Origin of the sequence: Streptomyces sp. NPDC014733, assembly GCF_043083385.1 — a bacterium.
GTDB lineage: Bacteria > Actinomycetota > Actinomycetes > Streptomycetales > Streptomycetaceae > Streptomyces.
In genome coordinates this window covers 39,853-55,787 of record NZ_JBIBYO010000003.1, presented here as the reverse complement: position 1 = coordinate 55,787, position 15,935 = coordinate 39,853, and the positions used below count along the sequence as shown (strand labels likewise).

The 15,935-nt window shown below is 73.0% G+C and carries 14 protein-coding genes; 6 read left to right on the top strand and 8 right to left on the bottom strand.

Annotated features, from left to right (window positions below; genetic code table 11):
- Window positions 1-134 precede the first annotated feature (134 nt).
- Window positions 135-581 (top strand): cell division protein SepF, encoded by a 447-nt coding sequence (locus ACF1BH_RS08475; RefSeq protein ID WP_391641667.1) that lies wholly within the window; start codon window positions 135-137, stop codon window positions 579-581.
- Between the two features lie 124 nt (window positions 582-705).
- On the opposite strand, the gene ACF1BH_RS08470 is transcribed toward ACF1BH_RS08475, so the two are convergent.
- Both ACF1BH_RS08470 and ACF1BH_RS08465 read right to left on the bottom strand, forming a co-directional pair.
- Complete coding sequence (locus ACF1BH_RS08470; protein ID WP_391641666.1) at window positions 706-1,902, bottom strand: acyl-CoA dehydrogenase family protein; 1,197 nt, start codon at window positions 1,900-1,902, stop codon at window positions 706-708.
- A gap of 157 nt (window positions 1,903-2,059) precedes the next feature.
- Window positions 2,060-3,682, bottom strand: coding sequence for an MFS transporter (locus ACF1BH_RS08465; protein WP_391641665.1), 1,623 nt, complete (start codon window positions 3,680-3,682; stop codon window positions 2,060-2,062).
- 214 nt (window positions 3,683-3,896) lie between these two features.
- Here ACF1BH_RS08465 and ACF1BH_RS08460 point away from each other — a divergent pair, with 214 nt between their 5' ends.
- Window positions 3,897-5,087 carry a hypothetical protein gene (locus ACF1BH_RS08460; protein ID WP_391641664.1) on the top strand — a complete coding sequence of 397 codons (1,191 nt, stop codon included), beginning with the start codon at window positions 3,897-3,899 and terminating at the stop codon, window positions 5,085-5,087.
- A 313-nt stretch (window positions 5,088-5,400) separates the two neighbouring features.
- Entirely contained in the window at window positions 5,401-6,426 is a 1,026-nt protein-coding gene (locus ACF1BH_RS08455; protein WP_391641663.1) for a phosphatase PAP2 family protein, read from the top strand.
- Window positions 6,427-6,534: 108 nt separating this feature from the next.
- Here the strand turns inward: ACF1BH_RS08455 and ACF1BH_RS08450 are convergent, their stop codons facing one another.
- Entirely contained in the window at window positions 6,535-6,750 is a 216-nt protein-coding gene (locus ACF1BH_RS08450) for an I78 family peptidase inhibitor (protein ID WP_391641662.1), read from the bottom strand.
- Window positions 6,751-7,300: 550 nt separating this feature from the next.
- Between ACF1BH_RS08450 and ctaD the strand changes: the two genes are divergently transcribed.
- The gene (gene ctaD / locus ACF1BH_RS08445; protein WP_391641661.1) at window positions 7,301-8,983 is read left to right on the top strand and encodes a cytochrome c oxidase subunit I; all 1,683 of its coding nucleotides are present in this window, start codon (window positions 7,301-7,303) and stop codon (window positions 8,981-8,983) included.
- Window positions 8,984-8,990: 7 nt separating this feature from the next.
- Here the strand turns inward: ctaD and ACF1BH_RS08440 are convergent, their stop codons facing one another.
- Complete coding sequence (locus tag ACF1BH_RS08440; protein ID WP_391641660.1) at window positions 8,991-9,887, bottom strand: hypothetical protein; 897 nt, start codon at window positions 9,885-9,887, stop codon at window positions 8,991-8,993.
- Entirely contained in the window at window positions 9,884-11,140 is a 1,257-nt protein-coding gene (locus ACF1BH_RS08435; RefSeq protein WP_391641659.1) for a glycosyltransferase family 4 protein, read from the bottom strand. The genes ACF1BH_RS08440 and ACF1BH_RS08435 overlap by 4 nt, the downstream gene beginning before the upstream one ends.
- Window positions 11,141-11,625: 485 nt before the next feature.
- Here ACF1BH_RS08435 and ACF1BH_RS08430 point away from each other — a divergent pair, with 485 nt between their 5' ends.
- Together ACF1BH_RS08430 and ACF1BH_RS08425 are read left to right on the top strand one after the other, a co-directional pair.
- A complete protein-coding gene (locus ACF1BH_RS08430; protein ID WP_391641658.1) occupies window positions 11,626-12,417 on the top strand; it encodes a hypothetical protein in 792 nt (263 codons plus the stop codon).
- A gap of 119 nt (window positions 12,418-12,536) precedes the next feature.
- Window positions 12,537-12,872, top strand: coding sequence for a hypothetical protein (locus ACF1BH_RS08425; protein ID WP_391641657.1), 336 nt, complete (start codon window positions 12,537-12,539; stop codon window positions 12,870-12,872).
- A gap of 63 nt (window positions 12,873-12,935) precedes the next feature.
- Here the strand turns inward: ACF1BH_RS08425 and der are convergent, their stop codons facing one another.
- The 3 genes from der to cmk all read right to left on the bottom strand — a co-directional run bounded on the left by der (window position 12,936) and on the right by cmk (window position 15,864).
- The gene (gene der, locus ACF1BH_RS08420) at window positions 12,936-14,399 is read right to left on the bottom strand and encodes a ribosome biogenesis GTPase Der (protein ID WP_391641656.1); all 1,464 of its coding nucleotides are present in this window, start codon (window positions 14,397-14,399) and stop codon (window positions 12,936-12,938) included.
- Between the two features lie 89 nt (window positions 14,400-14,488).
- Window positions 14,489-15,145 carry a lysophospholipid acyltransferase family protein gene (locus ACF1BH_RS08415; protein WP_391641655.1) on the bottom strand — a complete coding sequence of 219 codons (657 nt, stop codon included), beginning with the start codon at window positions 15,143-15,145 and terminating at the stop codon, window positions 14,489-14,491.
- On the bottom strand, window positions 15,142-15,864 hold the full coding sequence (gene cmk / locus ACF1BH_RS08410) for a (d)CMP kinase (protein ID WP_391641654.1): 723 nt from the start codon (window positions 15,862-15,864) through the stop codon (window positions 15,142-15,144). The genes ACF1BH_RS08415 and cmk overlap by 4 nt, the downstream gene beginning before the upstream one ends.
- Window positions 15,865-15,935: the final 71 nt, after the last annotated feature.

The window sequence follows — 15,935 nt, the reverse complement described above, 5'->3', positions numbered from 1 at the left end:
CAAGCCGCCACCCGCTCTGCACCAGATCTGTCACGAACCCCCCGTGCGGCGGCTATCCACTTGGCACACCCTCCGCCTCATGAAGGACCATAGGGGGGCGGACATACAGACACCGCGGGTGAGAGGAGGCGTCCATGGGATCGGTGCGCAAGGCGAGTGCCTGGCTTGGCCTCGTCGACGACAACGATGACGAGCGTTACTACGACGACGACTATGCCGAGGGACCGGAGCACGGGGCCCAGGGAACCGGCTCCTGGGTGACCGACCCGGGTCTGCGGGTGGCCGAGAGCCCGGCCGAGGACCACAGCACCCGCATCGCCACGGTCACCCCGGACGGCTTCGGCGACGCCCGCGGCATCGGTGAGCTGTTCCGCGGCGGCGTCCCCGTGATCGTCAACCTCACGGCGATGGAGTCGTCCGACGCCAAGCGCGTGGTGGACTTCGCCGCCGGTCTCGCCTTCGGGCTGCGTGGCTCGATCGAGCGGGTCGCCACCCGGGTCTTCCTGCTCACCCCGGCCGACTACCGCGTCGTCAGCGGGGAGACGCGGGACCGCAACGGCGGGTTCTTCAACCAGAGCTGACCGGGCACGGGCCCGGTTCCGTCCGGCGGAGGGGAAGGCGGCAGGACCGCCCCACCCTCCGCTTCTCACTGTCCGGGCCCCGCCCGGCGCCGGATGCGGGCGCCCGGCCCGCCCGGCGCCCCGCTCAGCGGAAGGCGTCCAGCCCGGTGAGCGCCTTGCCCAGCACCAGCTGGTGCATCTCGACGGTGCCCTCGTAGGTGAGCACCGACTCCAGATTGGTGGCGTGCCGCATGACCGGGTACTCCAGGGAGATGCCGTTGGCGCCCAGGACGGTGCGGGAGGTGCGGCAGATCTCGATGGCCTCGCGGACGTTGTTGAGTTTGCCGAAGCTGACCTGCTCGGGGCGGAGCCGCCCGGCGTCCATCCGCCGCCCGAGGTGGTGGGCGAGGAGGATGCCCTTGTGCAGTTCGACGGCCATGTCGGCGAGCTTGGCCTGGGTGAGCTGGAAGCCGCCGATGGGCTTGCCGAACTGCTCGCGGGTGCGGGCGTACTCCAGCGCCGCCTCGAAGCTGGCGCGGGCGGCGCCCATGGAGCCCCAGACGATGCCGTAGCGGGCGTGGCTCAGACAGCTCAGCGGACCGCGCAGACCGCGGACCTCGGGCAGCACCGCGTCGGCCGGGAGGCGGACGTCGTCCAGGACCAGTTCGCTGGTGACCGAGGCGCGCAGCGACCACTTGTGGTGGATCTCGGGGGCGGCGAAGCCGGGGGTGCCGGTGGGGACCACGAAGCCGCGGACGCCGTCGTCGGTGGCGGCCCAGACGACCGCGACGCCGGCGACCGAACCGTTGGTGATCCACATCTTGCGGCCGCTGAGGACCCAGTCCGACCCGTCGCGGCGGGCGTGGGTGCGCATCCCGGCGGGGTCGGAGCCGTGGTCCGGTTCGGTGAGGCCGAAGCAGCCGATGACCTCGCCGGACGCCATCCGCGGCAGCCACTGCTGCTTCTGCTCCTCGGAGCCGAAGCGGTGGATCGCGTACATCGCGAGCGAGCCCTGCACGGAGACGAGGGAGCGGATGCCGGAGTCGGCGGCCTCCAGCTCCAGGCAGGCCAGGCCGTACTGGACCGCGGAGGCCCCGGCGCAGCCGTAGCCGGTCAGGGACATGCCGAGGGCGCCGAGGGAGCCCAGTTCGCGGGCGAGGTCGCGGATGCCGGGGAGTTCGCCGCGCTCGTACCACCCGGCGATGTGCGGCAGGACCCGGTCGGCCGCCCAGCGGCGGACGGTGTCGCGTACCGCGCGGTCCTCGTCGGTGAGGAGGTCGTCGAGGCCCAGCGGGTCGGCCGCGTCGAACGGCGGGAGCGGCGAGGAGGGCGTGGCGGACATGGCGGGGCCTCCGGCAGATCGGCGAAAAACTAGCAGTGGTAGTTACAGCGCAGTCCGACGGTACGGCGCACCCCGCCGCGCGGGCAAGAGCCACCGTGCGGCGGGGTGTCGGGAAAGAGACGGAAGAACGGAGAGGAAGGAGAGAAGGGCGCGGCGGTCAGCCGTGGGACCGGGCGGCGGCGGGCTCGGTGTCCAAGCCGGTGGCGTTGTCGCCCTCGGCGCGCTCCGCGGAATCCGCGGCGCGGCGCGGCAGCCGCAGCGCGATGGCCGCACCGGCCAGCAGCAGCACCGCGCTGGCGACGAGCGTGATGTGCAGTCCGCGCACGAAGGCGTCACGGGCCACCACCCGCAGCGCCGCCCCGGCCGGACCGTCGAGCGCGGCCGCCACCTTGTACGCCTCACCGAGCGAGTGCGACGCGGACGCCGCCTCCCGCGCCGGCACCCCGGCGACATGACCGATGCCGGGGGCGTACGCGGCGTTCATGACGCTGCCCAGGAGCGCGACGCCGATGCCCGCGCCGAGCTGGTAGGACGTCTCCCCGATGGCCGCCGCACCACCCGCCTGCTCCGGGGGTGCCTCGCTGAGCATCGACTCGTACGCGCCGAAGAGCGTCGCCTGGAAGCCGAAGCCGAGGAGGACGAAGCAGGCGGAGAGCAGCCAGAAGCGGTCCTGGGAGTTCATCGCGGTCAGGCAGAGCACCGCACCGGCGGTGAGCACGAAACCGCAGGAGACCATGGTGCGCGGGCCGAGGACCTGGAGGATCCGGGAGCCGGTCAGGCCCGCCGCCATCGCCGCGAAGACCAGCGGGAGCATCCGCAGCCCGGTCTGCAGCGGGGAGAGTCCGAGGACCAGCTGGAGGTACTGCACCGCTATGAGCTGGAGTCCGACCAGCGCCAGCATCGCCAGCACGATGCAGCCGACGGAGGTGCCGAACGCCGACCGGGCGAAGAGCCGCATGTCGATCAGCGGATGCTCCCGGCGGTGCTGCCGCCGGACGAAGACCACCAGCAGCAGCAGCCCGACCACGATCGGCCCCAGGGTGGTCACCCCGAGGACGGCGGTGCCGCCGCCGATCCGCTTGACGCCGAGCACCACGCCGAGGACACCGAGCGCCGCGATCACCGCGCCGACCACGTCCCAGGGGCCGTTGCGCTCCCCCCGCGACTCGGGCAGCAGCCAGCGGCCGATCAACAGCATGACCAGCATCATCGGGACGTTGATCAGGAAGACCGAGCCCCACCAGAAGTTCTCGACGAGGAAACCGCCGAGGACCGGTCCGACCGCCGCGCCCACCGCGGCGACCGCGCTCCACACCCCGATGGCGACGGCCCGCTCCCGGCGGTCCGGGAAGACCTGCCGCAGGATCGACAGCGTGGCCGGCATGATCATGGCGCCGCCGATGCCCAGCAGCGCCCGGGCCACCATCAGCACCTGCGGATTGGGCGCCAGCGCCGCGAGCGCCGAGGCGGCACCGAACAGGCCGTAGCCCAGCAGCAGGATCCGTCGCCTGCCCACCCGGTCACCCAGCGTGCCGAAGAGGATCAGCAGCGACGCCGCGATCAGCGGGTAGACGTCGACGATCCACAGCAACTCCACCGGCCCGGGACGCAGGTCCTCGGTGACGGAGGGCACGGCCACGTACAGGATCGTGGTGTCCAGCGCGACGAAGAGCAGGCTGACGCAGAGCACGATCAGCACGGTCCAGCGGTTCGCGCCCCCACCGGGGAGCCGGGGAACGCCGGCCGTCCGTCCCGTGCCGGACGGGCTCGTCCCGGTCATGCACGTACCTCCCTGTCAGGCACTCGCGGCCGCGGACCGGGGCACGAAAAAGCCCCGGGTCGAACCGGCGGCACGGGCGAGTTGAGACGTCAGACTACGCGAGTGGGCAGCGGTGTCGTGAGGCTCACCTCCTGATGAGACGCGTATCGCAGCGCCCGCAGTTGCCTCCCCGGGGCCGGTGGGGCGCCCGCCGGGCACCTGGATAATCGTCCGGATGAACGATCTCGCCTCGGCCGCCGCCCCCGGTCGGACGCTGTGCCGCCCCGCCGTCCGGGCCGCGCTGCGCCGCGCGCTGCCGGGACTCGTGGCCTTCGCGGCGATCCGGCTGCTGGGCTGGGCGGTCCTCGCCGTCTGGTCCGCCTCGCGGGGCGCGAGCTGGCACACCCTGCTCACCGCCCGCTGGGACTCGCTCTGGTACACCCGCGTCGCGGAGCTGGGCTACGGCTACACCGTGGCGCTCCCCGGCGGCGGCTCCCACTCCAGCCTCGCCTTCTTCCCGCTGCTGCCGTGGCTGGAGCGCCTGGGGTCGGCGCTCACCCCGCTCTCCCCCGCCGACGCCGGGATGGCCGTCGCCTGGCTCGCCTCCCTCGCCGCCGCCTGGGCGCTGTACGCGACCGGCGAGCGGCTGTACGGGCCGCGGGCCGGGGTCGCGCTGGCCGCGCTGTGGGGTGCGCTGCCGATCGGCATCGTGCAGTCGATGGCGTACTCCGAGTCGCTGTTCACCGCCCTCGCGGCGTGGGGCGTGTACGCGGCGTGGACCGGGCGGTGGGTGTGGGCCGGGGCGCTGGCGTCGCTGGCCGGGCTGACCCGGCCGGTCGGTGTCGCCGTGGTCGCGGCCGTGTGGCTGACCGCCGGGGCGGCGCTCCTCGCCGACCGGGCGGGCGGCGCCCCCCTGAGGTCCAGCCTGGCGCGGCGCCGGGGCCTGGTGACGGGCGTGGTGCTGGCGCCGCTCGGCTGGTGCGGCTACTTCCTGTGGGTCGGCGCGCAGCGGCACAGCCTCACCGGCTACCTCGACGTCCAGGGCGCCTGGGGCAACGGCTTCGACGGCGGTCTCGCCTTCGGCCGCTTCCTGTGGGGTCTGCTGTCCGGCCCCGGCTGGGCCGGTGGTCTCGGACTGACCGCCGGGGTCGTGCTGGTCCTCGTCCTCTACGCGGCGGGCGTGCGCCGGGGACAGCCGCTGCCGCTGCTCACCTACTGCGGCGTCGTGGTCTTCCTGGCGCTGACCGCGAAGGGCTTCTTCGGCTCCAAGCCGCGGCTGATGCTCCCGGCGTACCCGCTGCTGCTGCCGCTCGCCGCGGGCCTCGCCCGGTGGCGTCCGCTGCGGGCCGGGCTGCTGATCGGCGCGGTGGCGGTCGGCTCGGCGCTCTACGGGGCGTTCTGGCTCAACGGCACCGGCCCTCCGTGATCCGGCCCGCGGGAGGTTCGCCGCCACCCTCACGGGCCCTCCGTGACCGGACGGACCCGCTCCGTGACCGGCCCGGCGCCGGGAAACGGCGGGCGACGTCCGCGCCGCGCGGGAACAAACGGCCGTACCGAAAAGCAGATAAAGCTCTGAGTGGAGTGCGGCGAAGCGGATCGGACGGGAATCCGATTCTCCGTTAATTCGGTTCCGATTCATCGCTGCCCGACGACTTACCGCGCACATTCCACATCACATCGTCATTACAAAGCGCACGGTCTGACCAGGTGCCTACATCACACGCGGTAACGTCGATTGAGTGCGTACCGATGACAAGCTGGACCAGAGGGAGGGGCACCCGCCCGATCGCGCCCGACCACGCATGACCCCGACCCGCCAATGGCTGTTCTGGGGCACGCTGGCGGTGTATCTCGTGATCGTGGCCGGGGTGCTGGCCTCCACATGGCTGGTCACCTTCGACTGGCAGGTCATGTTCTTCCGGCCCTACAAGCAGTGGCCGTCGATCCATGCCTTCCTCGACTACTTCGTCGTGCTGGGCCAGCGCGGCCCCACGGCGGTGGCCGTGGCGGCGTGGCTGGGCTGGCGCTGCTGGCGCCAGCGCAACCTCCACCCGCTGCTGGTCCTCGGCGCCTCGCTGCTGCTGCTGAACATGACGGTGGGCGCCGCGAAGATCGGCATGGGCCGCCTGGGCCCGCACTACGCGACGGCCGTCGGCTCCAACGAGATGTGGCTCGGCGGCGATATATTTCCGTCCGGCCACACCGCGAACGCCGTGGTCACCTGGGGTGTGCTGGCGTATCTGGCGACCACGCCGCTGCGCCGCCGGACCCTCTCGGTGATCGCCGCGCTGGGCGCGCTGGGCGTCGGCATGACCACTGTCTACCTCGGGACGCACTGGGTCAGCGACGTGCTGCTGGGCTGGGCCGCCGGACTGCTGGTGCTGCTGGCGCTGCCGTGGATCGAGCCGGGGATCATCTGGGTGGAGGACCGCCTGATGGGCATCATCCTGCGGCTGTGGCTGCGGCTGCGCCCCGATTCGCTGCGCGGCCCGCTCCCGGCCGCCGCCCCCGCCGGGCTCTCGCCGCAGCACGTCACCCCCGAGGGCGAGGTGGTCCGGCACGACACCGTCCCCACCGGCCCGACGGCCCGGTCCGGCGCCCCGCGCACGCCGGACGGACGGACGCACCACCCGGCGCGGCCGCACGCCTCCCGCGCGGAGCGCACGCCGGTCACCCCGGCGGGCAGCCGCCGGCCGCCGCACGCCGACCGCCTGCCGCGCACCACGCCGCTGAGCCCGGCCACCGGGCGCGGCCCGGGCGGCTGAGGCCCGCAGCCCGACCGCGGGGCAGGTACGCACAGCCCGCAGCCCCGCACCGCAAGGCCCCGGCCGCTCCTGAGAGCGGCCGGGGCCTTCGTCGTCCGCGGAGGCTCCTCACCCCCGCCAGCTGCGGCGTACCCGGCCGTCCTCGACCTCGAAATTGAGCCGTCCGGCGCGGTACTCCATGGTGATCAGCGCGCCCGGCGACAGGGAGCGGACGGTGCTCCAGCCGCGGCCGCCGGCGCGCTCCTCGGCCTCCTGCCGGGCAAGGCCCACGTACGCCTCGGGGTCGTCGTCGGGTTCGTTCGGAAGCTGTGGTTCGGGTGCCATGGGTGCCACGGTAGGCGCCCGCGGCGACACGCGGAAGGGCGTTCGGTTCCGCGCCCCGGTCTCTTCACGGTCTTTCATTGGTCACACTTGTGTCACAGCCAAGGCCCCGGCGTTTGCGGTAACTTCCGTCACTCCAACGCGCCGTACACCGGCGCATCCGGGTGGAAATCAAAGCGGCCGCCATTACGCCGGGCGCGAATTCCGGACACCCCGCGCTCATCCTTTACCCGTAGGGGTGAGCGCGTCCGGAATTACCCCTGAACCGCCCCGTGGATTCCCGGCCGCCGGAGGAATTCACCGGCCGCGCCCGGCCGCGAAATGAGACACATTCCACACACAGTTTTCGCACATCGGCCCGCGCAGCGGCCGGCGGACGCCCGCCGCTCCCCCGCGGCGGCCCGGTGGCACCGGCGCGGGGAAGCGGGTGAATCGCCCGGAACGGACCGGAGCGCCCCCTCGCACCGCCCGAACGCCGCGCGCATCATGTGGCGGGTCTCCCGGTCCGGCTGCCGCCCGGCACCGGTCCGCCCCGACGAACGAGGTGCCGCGCATGGGAACCGACACCGCAGCAGCCCGCCCGCCGGTCCGGGCGCGGCGGCGCGGGCGGGTGCTGGCCGACTGGCTGTCGACGACGGATCACAAGAAGATCGGGCACCTCTACCTGATCACGTCGTTCGGTTTCTTCCTCGTGGGCGGGGTGCTGGCGCTGGTGATGCGCGCCGAGCTGGCCCGCCCGGGGCTCCAGCTGATCAGCGCCGAGCAGTTCAACCAGGCGTTCACCATGCACGGCACGATCATGCTGCTGCTCTTCGCCACCCCGGCGTTCGCGGGCTTCGCCAACGAGATCATGCCGCTCCAGATCGGGGCGCCGGACGTCGCCTTCCCCCGGCTGAACGCGCTGTCGTACTGGTTCTACCTCTTCGGCGGGCTGATGGTCCTGGGCGCCTTCCTCACGCCGGACGGCGGCCCGTCCTTCGGCTGGACCGCGTACGCGCCGCTGAACTCCGCGTTCCACTCCCCCGGCGTCGGCCCGGACCTGTGGGTGATGGGGCTGGCGCTGGCCGGGTTCGGGACGATCCTGGGGGCGGTCAACTTCATCACCACGATCATCACCCTGCGGGCGCCGGGCATGACGATGTTCCGGATGCCGGTCTTCACCTGGAACACCCTCTTCACCTCCGTGCTGGTGCTGATGGCGTTCCCGGTGCTGGCGGCGGCGCTGCTGGTGCTGGAGGCGGACCGGCGCTTCGGGGCGGTCGTCTTCCAGCCGCAGTGGGGCGGTGCGCTGCTGTGGCAGCACCTCTTCTGGTTCTTCGGCCACCCGGAGGTCTACATCATCGCGCTGCCGTTCTTCGGCATCATCACCGAGATCATCCCGGTCTTCTCCCGCAAGCCGGTCTTCGGCTACGTGATGCTGATCGGCGCCACCATGGCGATCACCGCGCTGTCGGTGATGGTCTGGGCGCACCACATGTTCGCCACCGGGGCGGTGCTGCTGCCGTTCTTCTCGCTGATGTCGTTCCTGATCGCGGCACCGACCGGGGTGAAGTTCTTCAACTGGATCGGCACGATGTGGCACGGCTCGCTGTCGTTCGAGACGCCGATGCTCTGGTCGGTCGGCTTCCTGGTGAGCTTCCTCTTCGGCGGACTGACCGGCGTCATCCTCGCCTCACCGCCGCTGGACTTCCACGTCACCGACACCTACTTCGTCGTCGCCCACTTCCACTACGTGGTCTTCGGGACGGTGACGTTCGCGACGTTCGCCGGCTTCTACTTCTGGTGGCCGAAGTTCACCGGCAGGCTGCTGGACGAACGGCTCGGGAAGATCCACTTCTGGACGCTCTTCACCGGCTTCCACCTCACCTTCCTCGTCCAGCACTGGCTGGGTGTCGAGGGCATGCCGCGCCGCTACGCCGACTACCTCGTGGCCGACGGCTTCACCGCCCTCAACACGCTCTCCACCATCGGCGCGTTCCTGCTCGGCGCCTCCACACTGCCGTTCCTTTACAACGTCTGGCACACCGCCCGCTACGGCGCCCGCACCGCGCTGGACGACCCGTGGGGCTTCGGGCGCTCCCTGGAGTGGGCGACGTCCTGCCCGCCGCCGCGGCACAACTTCACCACCCTGCCGCGCATCCGCTCCGAGTCGCCCGCCTTCGATCTGCACCACCCGGAGGTGGCCGCCGACGCCGCCCGCCCGGCCACGGCCCGGCACGGGGGAACCGGAGCCTGAGCCGCCGTCAGCCGGTGGTCTCCGGGCCCGTGACCCGCAGCGCCAGATCGTTGTCGAGCGTGTAGTACGGGCCGACCCGGACCTCCGCGCCGGCCGCCGGGACCGGCATCGTGGGGTAGGCGAAGATCTGCTTCTTGTCCGCGACGTCGTCCAGCAGCCGGCCGATCCGCACCGGCGGCGCGCCCTCGGCGGGCACCAGCCACAGGTCCCACGGATCGCTGCCACCACGCCAGTGCGCGACCGGACCGGCGTACGGCAGCGTGAAGGAGAAACGGGCGCCGTCGGCGGTGAGCGGGACGGTGACAGTGGCACCCTCGCCCGCGGTACGCCGGGCCCGGGCCTCGACATGTGCGCCCTCCCCGGGCAGCGCACCGTAGAGCCGGCCCTCGACGGTCATGCCCGTGCGTTCCACCAGGATGTCCCCGGCCTCGGCGTGCGGTCCGCGCAGCCAGCTGCGCAGCGCCAGATTGCCGAGCTTGGTGGTGTACGGGATGCGGACGCCGAGGCGGCCGATGCCGGCGAGCGGGCGGCGGTCCACCAGGGAGCGCAGGTCGTTGAGGCCGGGCAGCAGCCGGTGCGGGGCGTGGCCGTCGCCGAGGTCGGCGTAGACCTGCCAGCGGCCCTCGGCGAGCGCGACGGTGCTGGGCAGGACGGCGCGCAGCCCGCCCGCGCCGTTCGGCCCGAGCGGCAGCCGGACCTCCTCGGCGTCCGCGCCGCGCAGCCGCAGCACCAGCGCCGCGCTCCAGGTGGTGCGGACGCCGGGCGGGGCGGCGAGGTCGAAGGTGAGGCCGCCCGCGGAGTCGGCGATGGTGTCGGCGGTCAGCCCGGGCGGGGCGCCGTCGGTGCCGGAGGCCGGCGGCGGATGGCCGGAGCCCGCGGCGGGCGGTCGCGTCGAGGTGTTCATACCGTCCGCACCCCTCTCAGTGCGGCGCTCGCCGCGTCCTTGGTGGCGTAGGCACCGCTCAGCAGGGCGCCGCGGGTACGGTGCAGCGCGCCGCGCAGGCGGTTGCTCCGCTTCTCGTCCAGCAGTTGTCCGAAGAGGGTTTCGTACCGCGCGGCGACCCGGGCGGGGTCGAACCGGGCGGCGGCGGTGACCGCCGCGCGGCCCATCCGGCGGCGCTCGGCGTCGTCGTTGATCAGGGAGAGCAGCGCCCCGGCCAGCGCGCCGGGGTCGCCCACCGGGACGAGTCTGCCGTCCACGCCGTCGTCGATGATCTCGCCGGGGCCGTGCGGGCAGTCGGTGGCGACGACGGGCAGCCCGCACCGCATCGCCTCGACGATCGTCATGCCGAAGGACTCCAGGCTGGAGGAGACCGCGGCGATCGAGCCCTTGGCCCACTCCGTCTCCAGAGGGTTGGCCGGCCCCATCAGGAAGACGTGGTTGTAGAGGCCCAGCTCGTCGATGAGGGCGCGCAGGGCGGCCTTCTCGGAGCCGCCGCCGTAGATCCGCAGCCGCCAGTCCGGGCGGGCCGCCACGACCTCGGCGAAGGCGCGGATCAGCACGTCGTACCGCTTGACGCGGGCCAGCCGCCCGGCCGCCACGACCCACTTGCCGGTGGCGTCGGCCGGAGGGAGGCCGGGTGCGGGCACGCTGTTGGGCACGGCCTCGACGCGGACGCCGGGCAGCCGCAGGCGGCGGTAGGCGGTGGCGTCCGCCTCGGTGACGGTGGTGAGCGCGTCCAGGCGCGGGTAGACGCCGCGCAGCGCCAGCCGCAGCGCCCGGCTGTGCGAGTCGAGGGTGAGGTGTTCCTGGCCGACGCGGACCACCCCGCGGCGGGTCTGCCGGGCGATGTGGACGTTGAGGCCGGGGCGGGTGCCGACGACCAGATCGGCCTCGATACGGCGCAGGTGCCGGGCGATGCGCCGGTCGGTCAGCTCGCTGTACTGGCCGAAGCGGCCCTCGGCGGCCGGGAAGACCTTGGCCGCCCGGGCGAAGGCCGGGTCGTTGCCGTCGTAGGCGGGGCTGTCCTCGCGGAGGTCGACGAGGTGGCGCAGCCGGACGCCGGGGCCGAGGCCGAGGACGGGGGTGTCACGGTGGCGCAGCACCGAGACGATCTCGACGTCATGGCGTGCGGAGAGGGCGTGGGCGAGGTTGAACGTCGTGCGGATCGTGCCGCCGATGCCGTACGCGTTGTGAATCAGGAATGAGATCTGCATCCGTCCCGTATCCCCTGGCTTCCCGGTCGCCCTTGCGCCTGATCGTGTCGTCGAGGCGGTATGCGCTCCCGCTCCACCGGGCGGGCGGCACCGCTCCCTGCCCGGGCGACGGGGCCCGCACACCCTTCAGGAGGTCGTCGTGCACCCGACTCCTGAACGGTTGGACCGAGCGGAACGGTTCCGGGTTGAGGGCTTATGCCAACTTGTTCCGAGAAAGTTAGGCCATCGGTAGCCATATGACGGAACCTGTGGCGCGTATTCCGCATCCCGCCCGAGTCGCCCCGGATGACGGGTAAGGGGGTGGCGCCCGGCGACCGTTTTCGGTAGTCCATTCCCGTGTGCGGTGATCGGTTCGATTCCGTGCCGGTCCGCGCGTGACTCCGGCCGCCGCTCACCCGTTGTCCATGTCGGCGAGCCGGGGACGACACCCGGCCCCGTACCAGCCGGGGTCCCCCGGCACCCACGCACAGATCGAGGAGCCACCCGTGCCGCGCATGCTCGACGTCAGCGACGACGTTCGCGCCGAGATCGGCGACGCAGAAGCCGACCGCCTGCTGGCCGGTGGAGACGCCCCCGGCAGCTACGACTGCACCTCCTGCCGCACCCCGGGCGACAGCGAACAGGAGCGCACCAGCACCGTCCTGTTCGTCGGCGAGGAGACCGCGGTGCTCGCCTTCGCCCATGCCTCCTGCATCCCCTCGCAGGTCGTATCGGTCTCGGAGGAGCAGCTCAAGGGCGCCGTCCAGTCCATCACCGCCGCCCAGCAGTCCGGGACGGCGCCCACCCGCCCGGTCCCGGTGAGCGAGCGACAGGCGACGCTCGGGATCACCTGCGGGCTGGTGCTGGTCGCGGGCGAGCTGCGGGCGGCGCTGGTCGTCGAGCCCGACGGCCCGATCGCCCGCCCCGGTTCGGTCAGCCTGGACGACGATTTCCTGCCGCTCCTGCTGGAGCAGGGTTTCCACCCGGTCACCGATGTGGACGTCCTGCCCGCGCCCAACCCCGGCTGGTCGGCGCTGCTGGCCATGGGCAAGCTGCACGCCGTGCTGCAGCCGGGCAACACCGGCAGCCAGGCCGCCTGGTGGCAGGCGCACCAGCCGCTCGCGGTCTCCGACGGCTGGCGGGCCGCCGCCACCAAGTCCCAGTCGGTGCTGATGTACGCCGCGCCGTCCGGCTCCATCGGCCACCAGCCGCGGGAGGACCTGATGCGCCAGGCGATGGAGAAGGCCGCGGCCCAGGGCGTGCTGGTCGCCGGGGAGATGCCGCTGGCCGGCACCTGAGCCTCCGGAGCCCGCCGATCGCGGGGGCGTTCCCGCCGAACCGTACGGGAACGCCCCCGCGATCCGTCATTTCCGGACCCAAGCCGCATCCCCGGCGATTCGGGTTCGTTGGTGCAGACGTGCACCCATACGACCCCTTCTCCCGCTCCCGCCCTCCGCAGCAGATCCCCGGTATGCGTCCGTCGCAGGATCCCGGGGCCACCACGACCGGCCGTTCGGCCACCCCGATCTACGACGCGCTCTACGCCGAGTACCGGCGGGCGTTCCGGGCGCTGCCCGGCGACCGGACCGGTGAGGAGGAGGGGCCGGGCCCGGGCCCCGGCTCCAGCAGTTGGAGCCGGGCCGCGGCCTCGCCCGGCCAGTGGGAGCGCGTCGCCCGCCAGCCGTACCGGCCGCGCGGCGCGCTGCCCGCGCTGCCGCCCGGAACGCGCGGCGCCCGGCCGCACGATCACTGATCCGTGCGACCGGGCGCCGGGCCCGGACCGGGGCCGGACCGCCGTGCGGACCGGCCCCCGCCGTCACTTCTTCTTCTGGCTGCGCTTCTCGCGCACCCGGACGGAGATGTGGATCGGGGTGCCCTCGAAACCGAACTCCTCGCGCAGCCGGCGCTCGACGAAGCGGCGGTAGCCCGCCTCCAGGAAGCCGGAGGCGAAGAGCACGAACCGCGGGGGCTTCGTGCCCGCCTGCGTACCGAAGAGGATGCGGGGCTGCTTGCCGCCGCGGATCGGGTGCGGGTGGGCGGCCACGATCTCCCCGAGGAAGGCGTTCAGCCGGCCGGTGGGGACCCGGGTCTCCCAGCCGGCGAGCGCCGTCTCGATCGCCGGGACCAGCTTCTCCATGTGGCGGCCGGTGCGCGCGGAGACGTTCACCCGCATCGCCCACGGCACCTGCACGAGATCCCGCTCGATCTCCCGCTCCAGGTAGAAACGGCGCTCCTCGTCGAGGGTGTCCCACTTGTTGTACGCGATGACCAGGGCGCGCCCGGCCTCCACGGCCATGGTGACGATCCGCTGGTCCTGCACGCTGATCGACTCGCTCGCGTCGATCAGGACGACGGCGACCTCGGCCTTCTCGACGGCGGCGGCGGTACGCAGCGAGGCGTAGTAGTCGGCGCCCTCCTGGAGGTGGACCCGGCGGCGGATACCGGCGGTGTCGACGAACTTCCAGGTGGTGCCGCCCAGCTCGATCAGCTCGTCGACCGGGTCGCGGGTGGTGCCGGCGAGTTCGTTGACGACCACGCGCTCCTCGCCCGCGACCTTGTTGAGCAGCGAGGACTTGCCGACGTTGGGGCGGCCGATCAGGGCGATGCGGCGGGGGCCGCCGAGGGCGGTGCCGAAGGTCTGCGCGGGCGCCTCGGGCAGCGCGTCGAGGGCGGCGTCCAGCATGTCGCCGGTGCCGCGGCCGTGCAGTGCGGAGACGGGGTGCGGCTCGCCGAGGCCCAGCGACCAGAGCATCGCGGCGTCGGCCTCGCCGGAGGGGCCGTCGACCTTGTTGGCGACGAGTACGACGGGCTTGCCGGAGCGGCGGAGCAGCTTGACGACGGCCTCGTCGGTGTCGGTCGCGCCGACCTTGGAGTCGACGACGAAGATGACCGCGTCGGCCGCCTCGATGGCGAACTCGGCCTGCATCGCGACGGAGGCGTCGATGCCGAGGACGTCCTGCTCCCAGCCGCCGGTGTCGACGACCTTGAAGCGGCGGCCGTTCCAGTCGGCCTCGTAGGTGACGCGGTCGCGGGTGACGCCGGGGCGGTCCTCGACGACCGCCTCACGGCGGCCGATGATGCGGTTCACCAGCGTCGACTTGCCGACGTTGGGGCGGCCGACGACGGCGAGGACGGGCAGCGGGCCGTGCCCGGCCGCCGCGATGTCCCCGCCGACCTCCTCGGGGTCGAAGCCCTCCTGCGCGGCGAGCTCCATGAACTCCGCGTACTCGGCGTCGCCAAGCGCACCGTGCTCGTCGCCGGTGTCGATCTGGTCGTTCATGAAGTCCGTTCCTCGTCCTGCTCACTGTGCGGCGTCGCCGCGTGGCTTCGTCATCGGCGGGCCGCGTCGGTCCGCCGCTCAAGTGTCGGTCAGCGCCCGGTCAGGCGCCTGGCGTTTTCCAGGTGGGCGGTGAGCCGGCCCTGGATCCGCACGGTCGCCTCGTCCAGCGCCTTGCGGGTGCGTCGCCCCGAGCCGTCCCCCGCCTCGAAGGCGTCGCCGAAGACGACGTCGACGCGGGAGCGCAGCGGCGGCACCGCCGGGGTGAGGCGGCTGCGCCGCTCGGCGGAGCCGAGCACCGCCACCGGGACGACCGGCGCGCCGGAGCGCACCGCGAAGTACGCGAGACCGGCCCGCAGCGAGGCGAAGTCGCCCTCGCCCCGGGTGCCCTCCGGGAAGATGCCCAGCACGCCGCCGTGGTCCAGCACCGCGAGGGCGTCGGTGATCGCCTTGCGGTCGGTGGAGGCGCGGTCCACCTTCAGCTGGCCGATGCCCCGCAGGAACGGGTCCAGCGGGCCGACGAACGCTTCCTTCTTGATCAGGAAGTGCACCGGCCGGGGCGCCGTGCCCATCAGCATCGGGCCGTCGAGGCCGTGCGCGTGGTTGACCGCGAGGATCACCGGGCCGGCCGACGGCACCCGCCAGGCGCCCAGCACCCGCGGCCGCCACAGGCCGTACATCAGGCCGATGCCGATCCGCCGGCCGACCGCGGCACCCGACTCGCTCGGGGCCACGTCGCTGGCGGTCACCGGGCGTCCCGCCCCGCCTTCGCGGCACCCGCGCCCTCGATGAGGGTGACGACGCACTCGATGACCTGCTCCAGCGTCAGCTCGGTGGTGTCCACCTCGACGGCGTCGTCGGCCTTGGCCAGCGGGGAGGTCTTACGGGAGGAGTCGGCGGCGTCGCGCTTGATCAGGGCCTCGCGGGTGGCGGCGAGGTCGCCGGCCTCCTTGCCCTTCAGCTCACCGCTGCGGCGGGCGGCGCGCGCCTCGGCGGAGGCGGTGAGGAAGACCTTGAGGTCGGCGTCGGGCAGCACCGTGATGCCGATGTCGCGGCCCTCGACGACGATGCCGTGCGGCGCCTCGGCGGCGATGGTGCGCTGCAGCTCGGTGATCCGGGTCCGCACCTCGGGCACGGCGCTGACGGCGCTGACCGCGGAGGTGACCTCCTGGGTGCGGATCGGACCGGCCGCGTCGAGGCCGTCGACGGAGATGGTCGGGGCGGCCGGGTCGGTGCCGGAGACGATGGCGGGCTTGCCGCTGGCCTCGGCGACGGCGGTGGCGTCGTTCACGTCGATGCCGTTGTTCAGCATCCACCAGGTGATCGCGCGGTACTGGGCGCCGGTGTCGAGGTAGCCGAGGCCGAGCTTGGCGGCGACGGCCTTGGAGGTGCTGGACTTGCCCGTGCCAGCGGGGCCGTCGATGGCGACAATCACTGCAGCCGGGGCGGTCCGGGCGGCGGTTTCCACGGTGGTGAACACCTTTCTGGTTGCACGGGGCGGGGGTCCACGGGCCGAATGGCCTCCGTCAAGGTTACTGG

Bases quoted from the DNA above. Each gene is read 5' to 3' on its own strand.
- ACF1BH_RS08465 (WP_391641665.1), bottom strand. From the start codon at position 3,682: ATGACCGGGACGAGCCCGTCCGGCACGGGACGGACGGCCGGCGTTCCC.
- ACF1BH_RS08475 (WP_391641667.1), top strand. From the start codon at position 135: ATGGGATCGGTGCGCAAGGCGAGTGCCTGGCTTGGCCTCGTCGACGAC.
- ACF1BH_RS08470 (WP_391641666.1), bottom strand. From the start codon at position 1,902: ATGTCCGCCACGCCCTCCTCGCCGCTCCCGCCGTTCGACGCGGCCGAC.
- der (WP_391641656.1), bottom strand. From the start codon at position 14,399: ATGAACGACCAGATCGACACCGGCGACGAGCACGGTGCGCTTGGCGAC.
- ACF1BH_RS08440 (WP_391641660.1), bottom strand. From the start codon at position 9,887: ATGAACACCTCGACGCGACCGCCCGCCGCGGGCTCCGGCCATCCGCCG.
- ACF1BH_RS08460 (WP_391641664.1), top strand. From the start codon at position 3,897: ATGAACGATCTCGCCTCGGCCGCCGCCCCCGGTCGGACGCTGTGCCGC.
- ACF1BH_RS08450 (WP_391641662.1), bottom strand. From the start codon at position 6,750: ATGGCACCCGAACCACAGCTTCCGAACGAACCCGACGACGACCCCGAG.
- ACF1BH_RS08435 (WP_391641659.1), bottom strand. From the start codon at position 11,140: ATGCAGATCTCATTCCTGATTCACAACGCGTACGGCATCGGCGGCACG.
- ctaD (WP_391641661.1), top strand. From the start codon at position 7,301: ATGGGAACCGACACCGCAGCAGCCCGCCCGCCGGTCCGGGCGCGGCGG.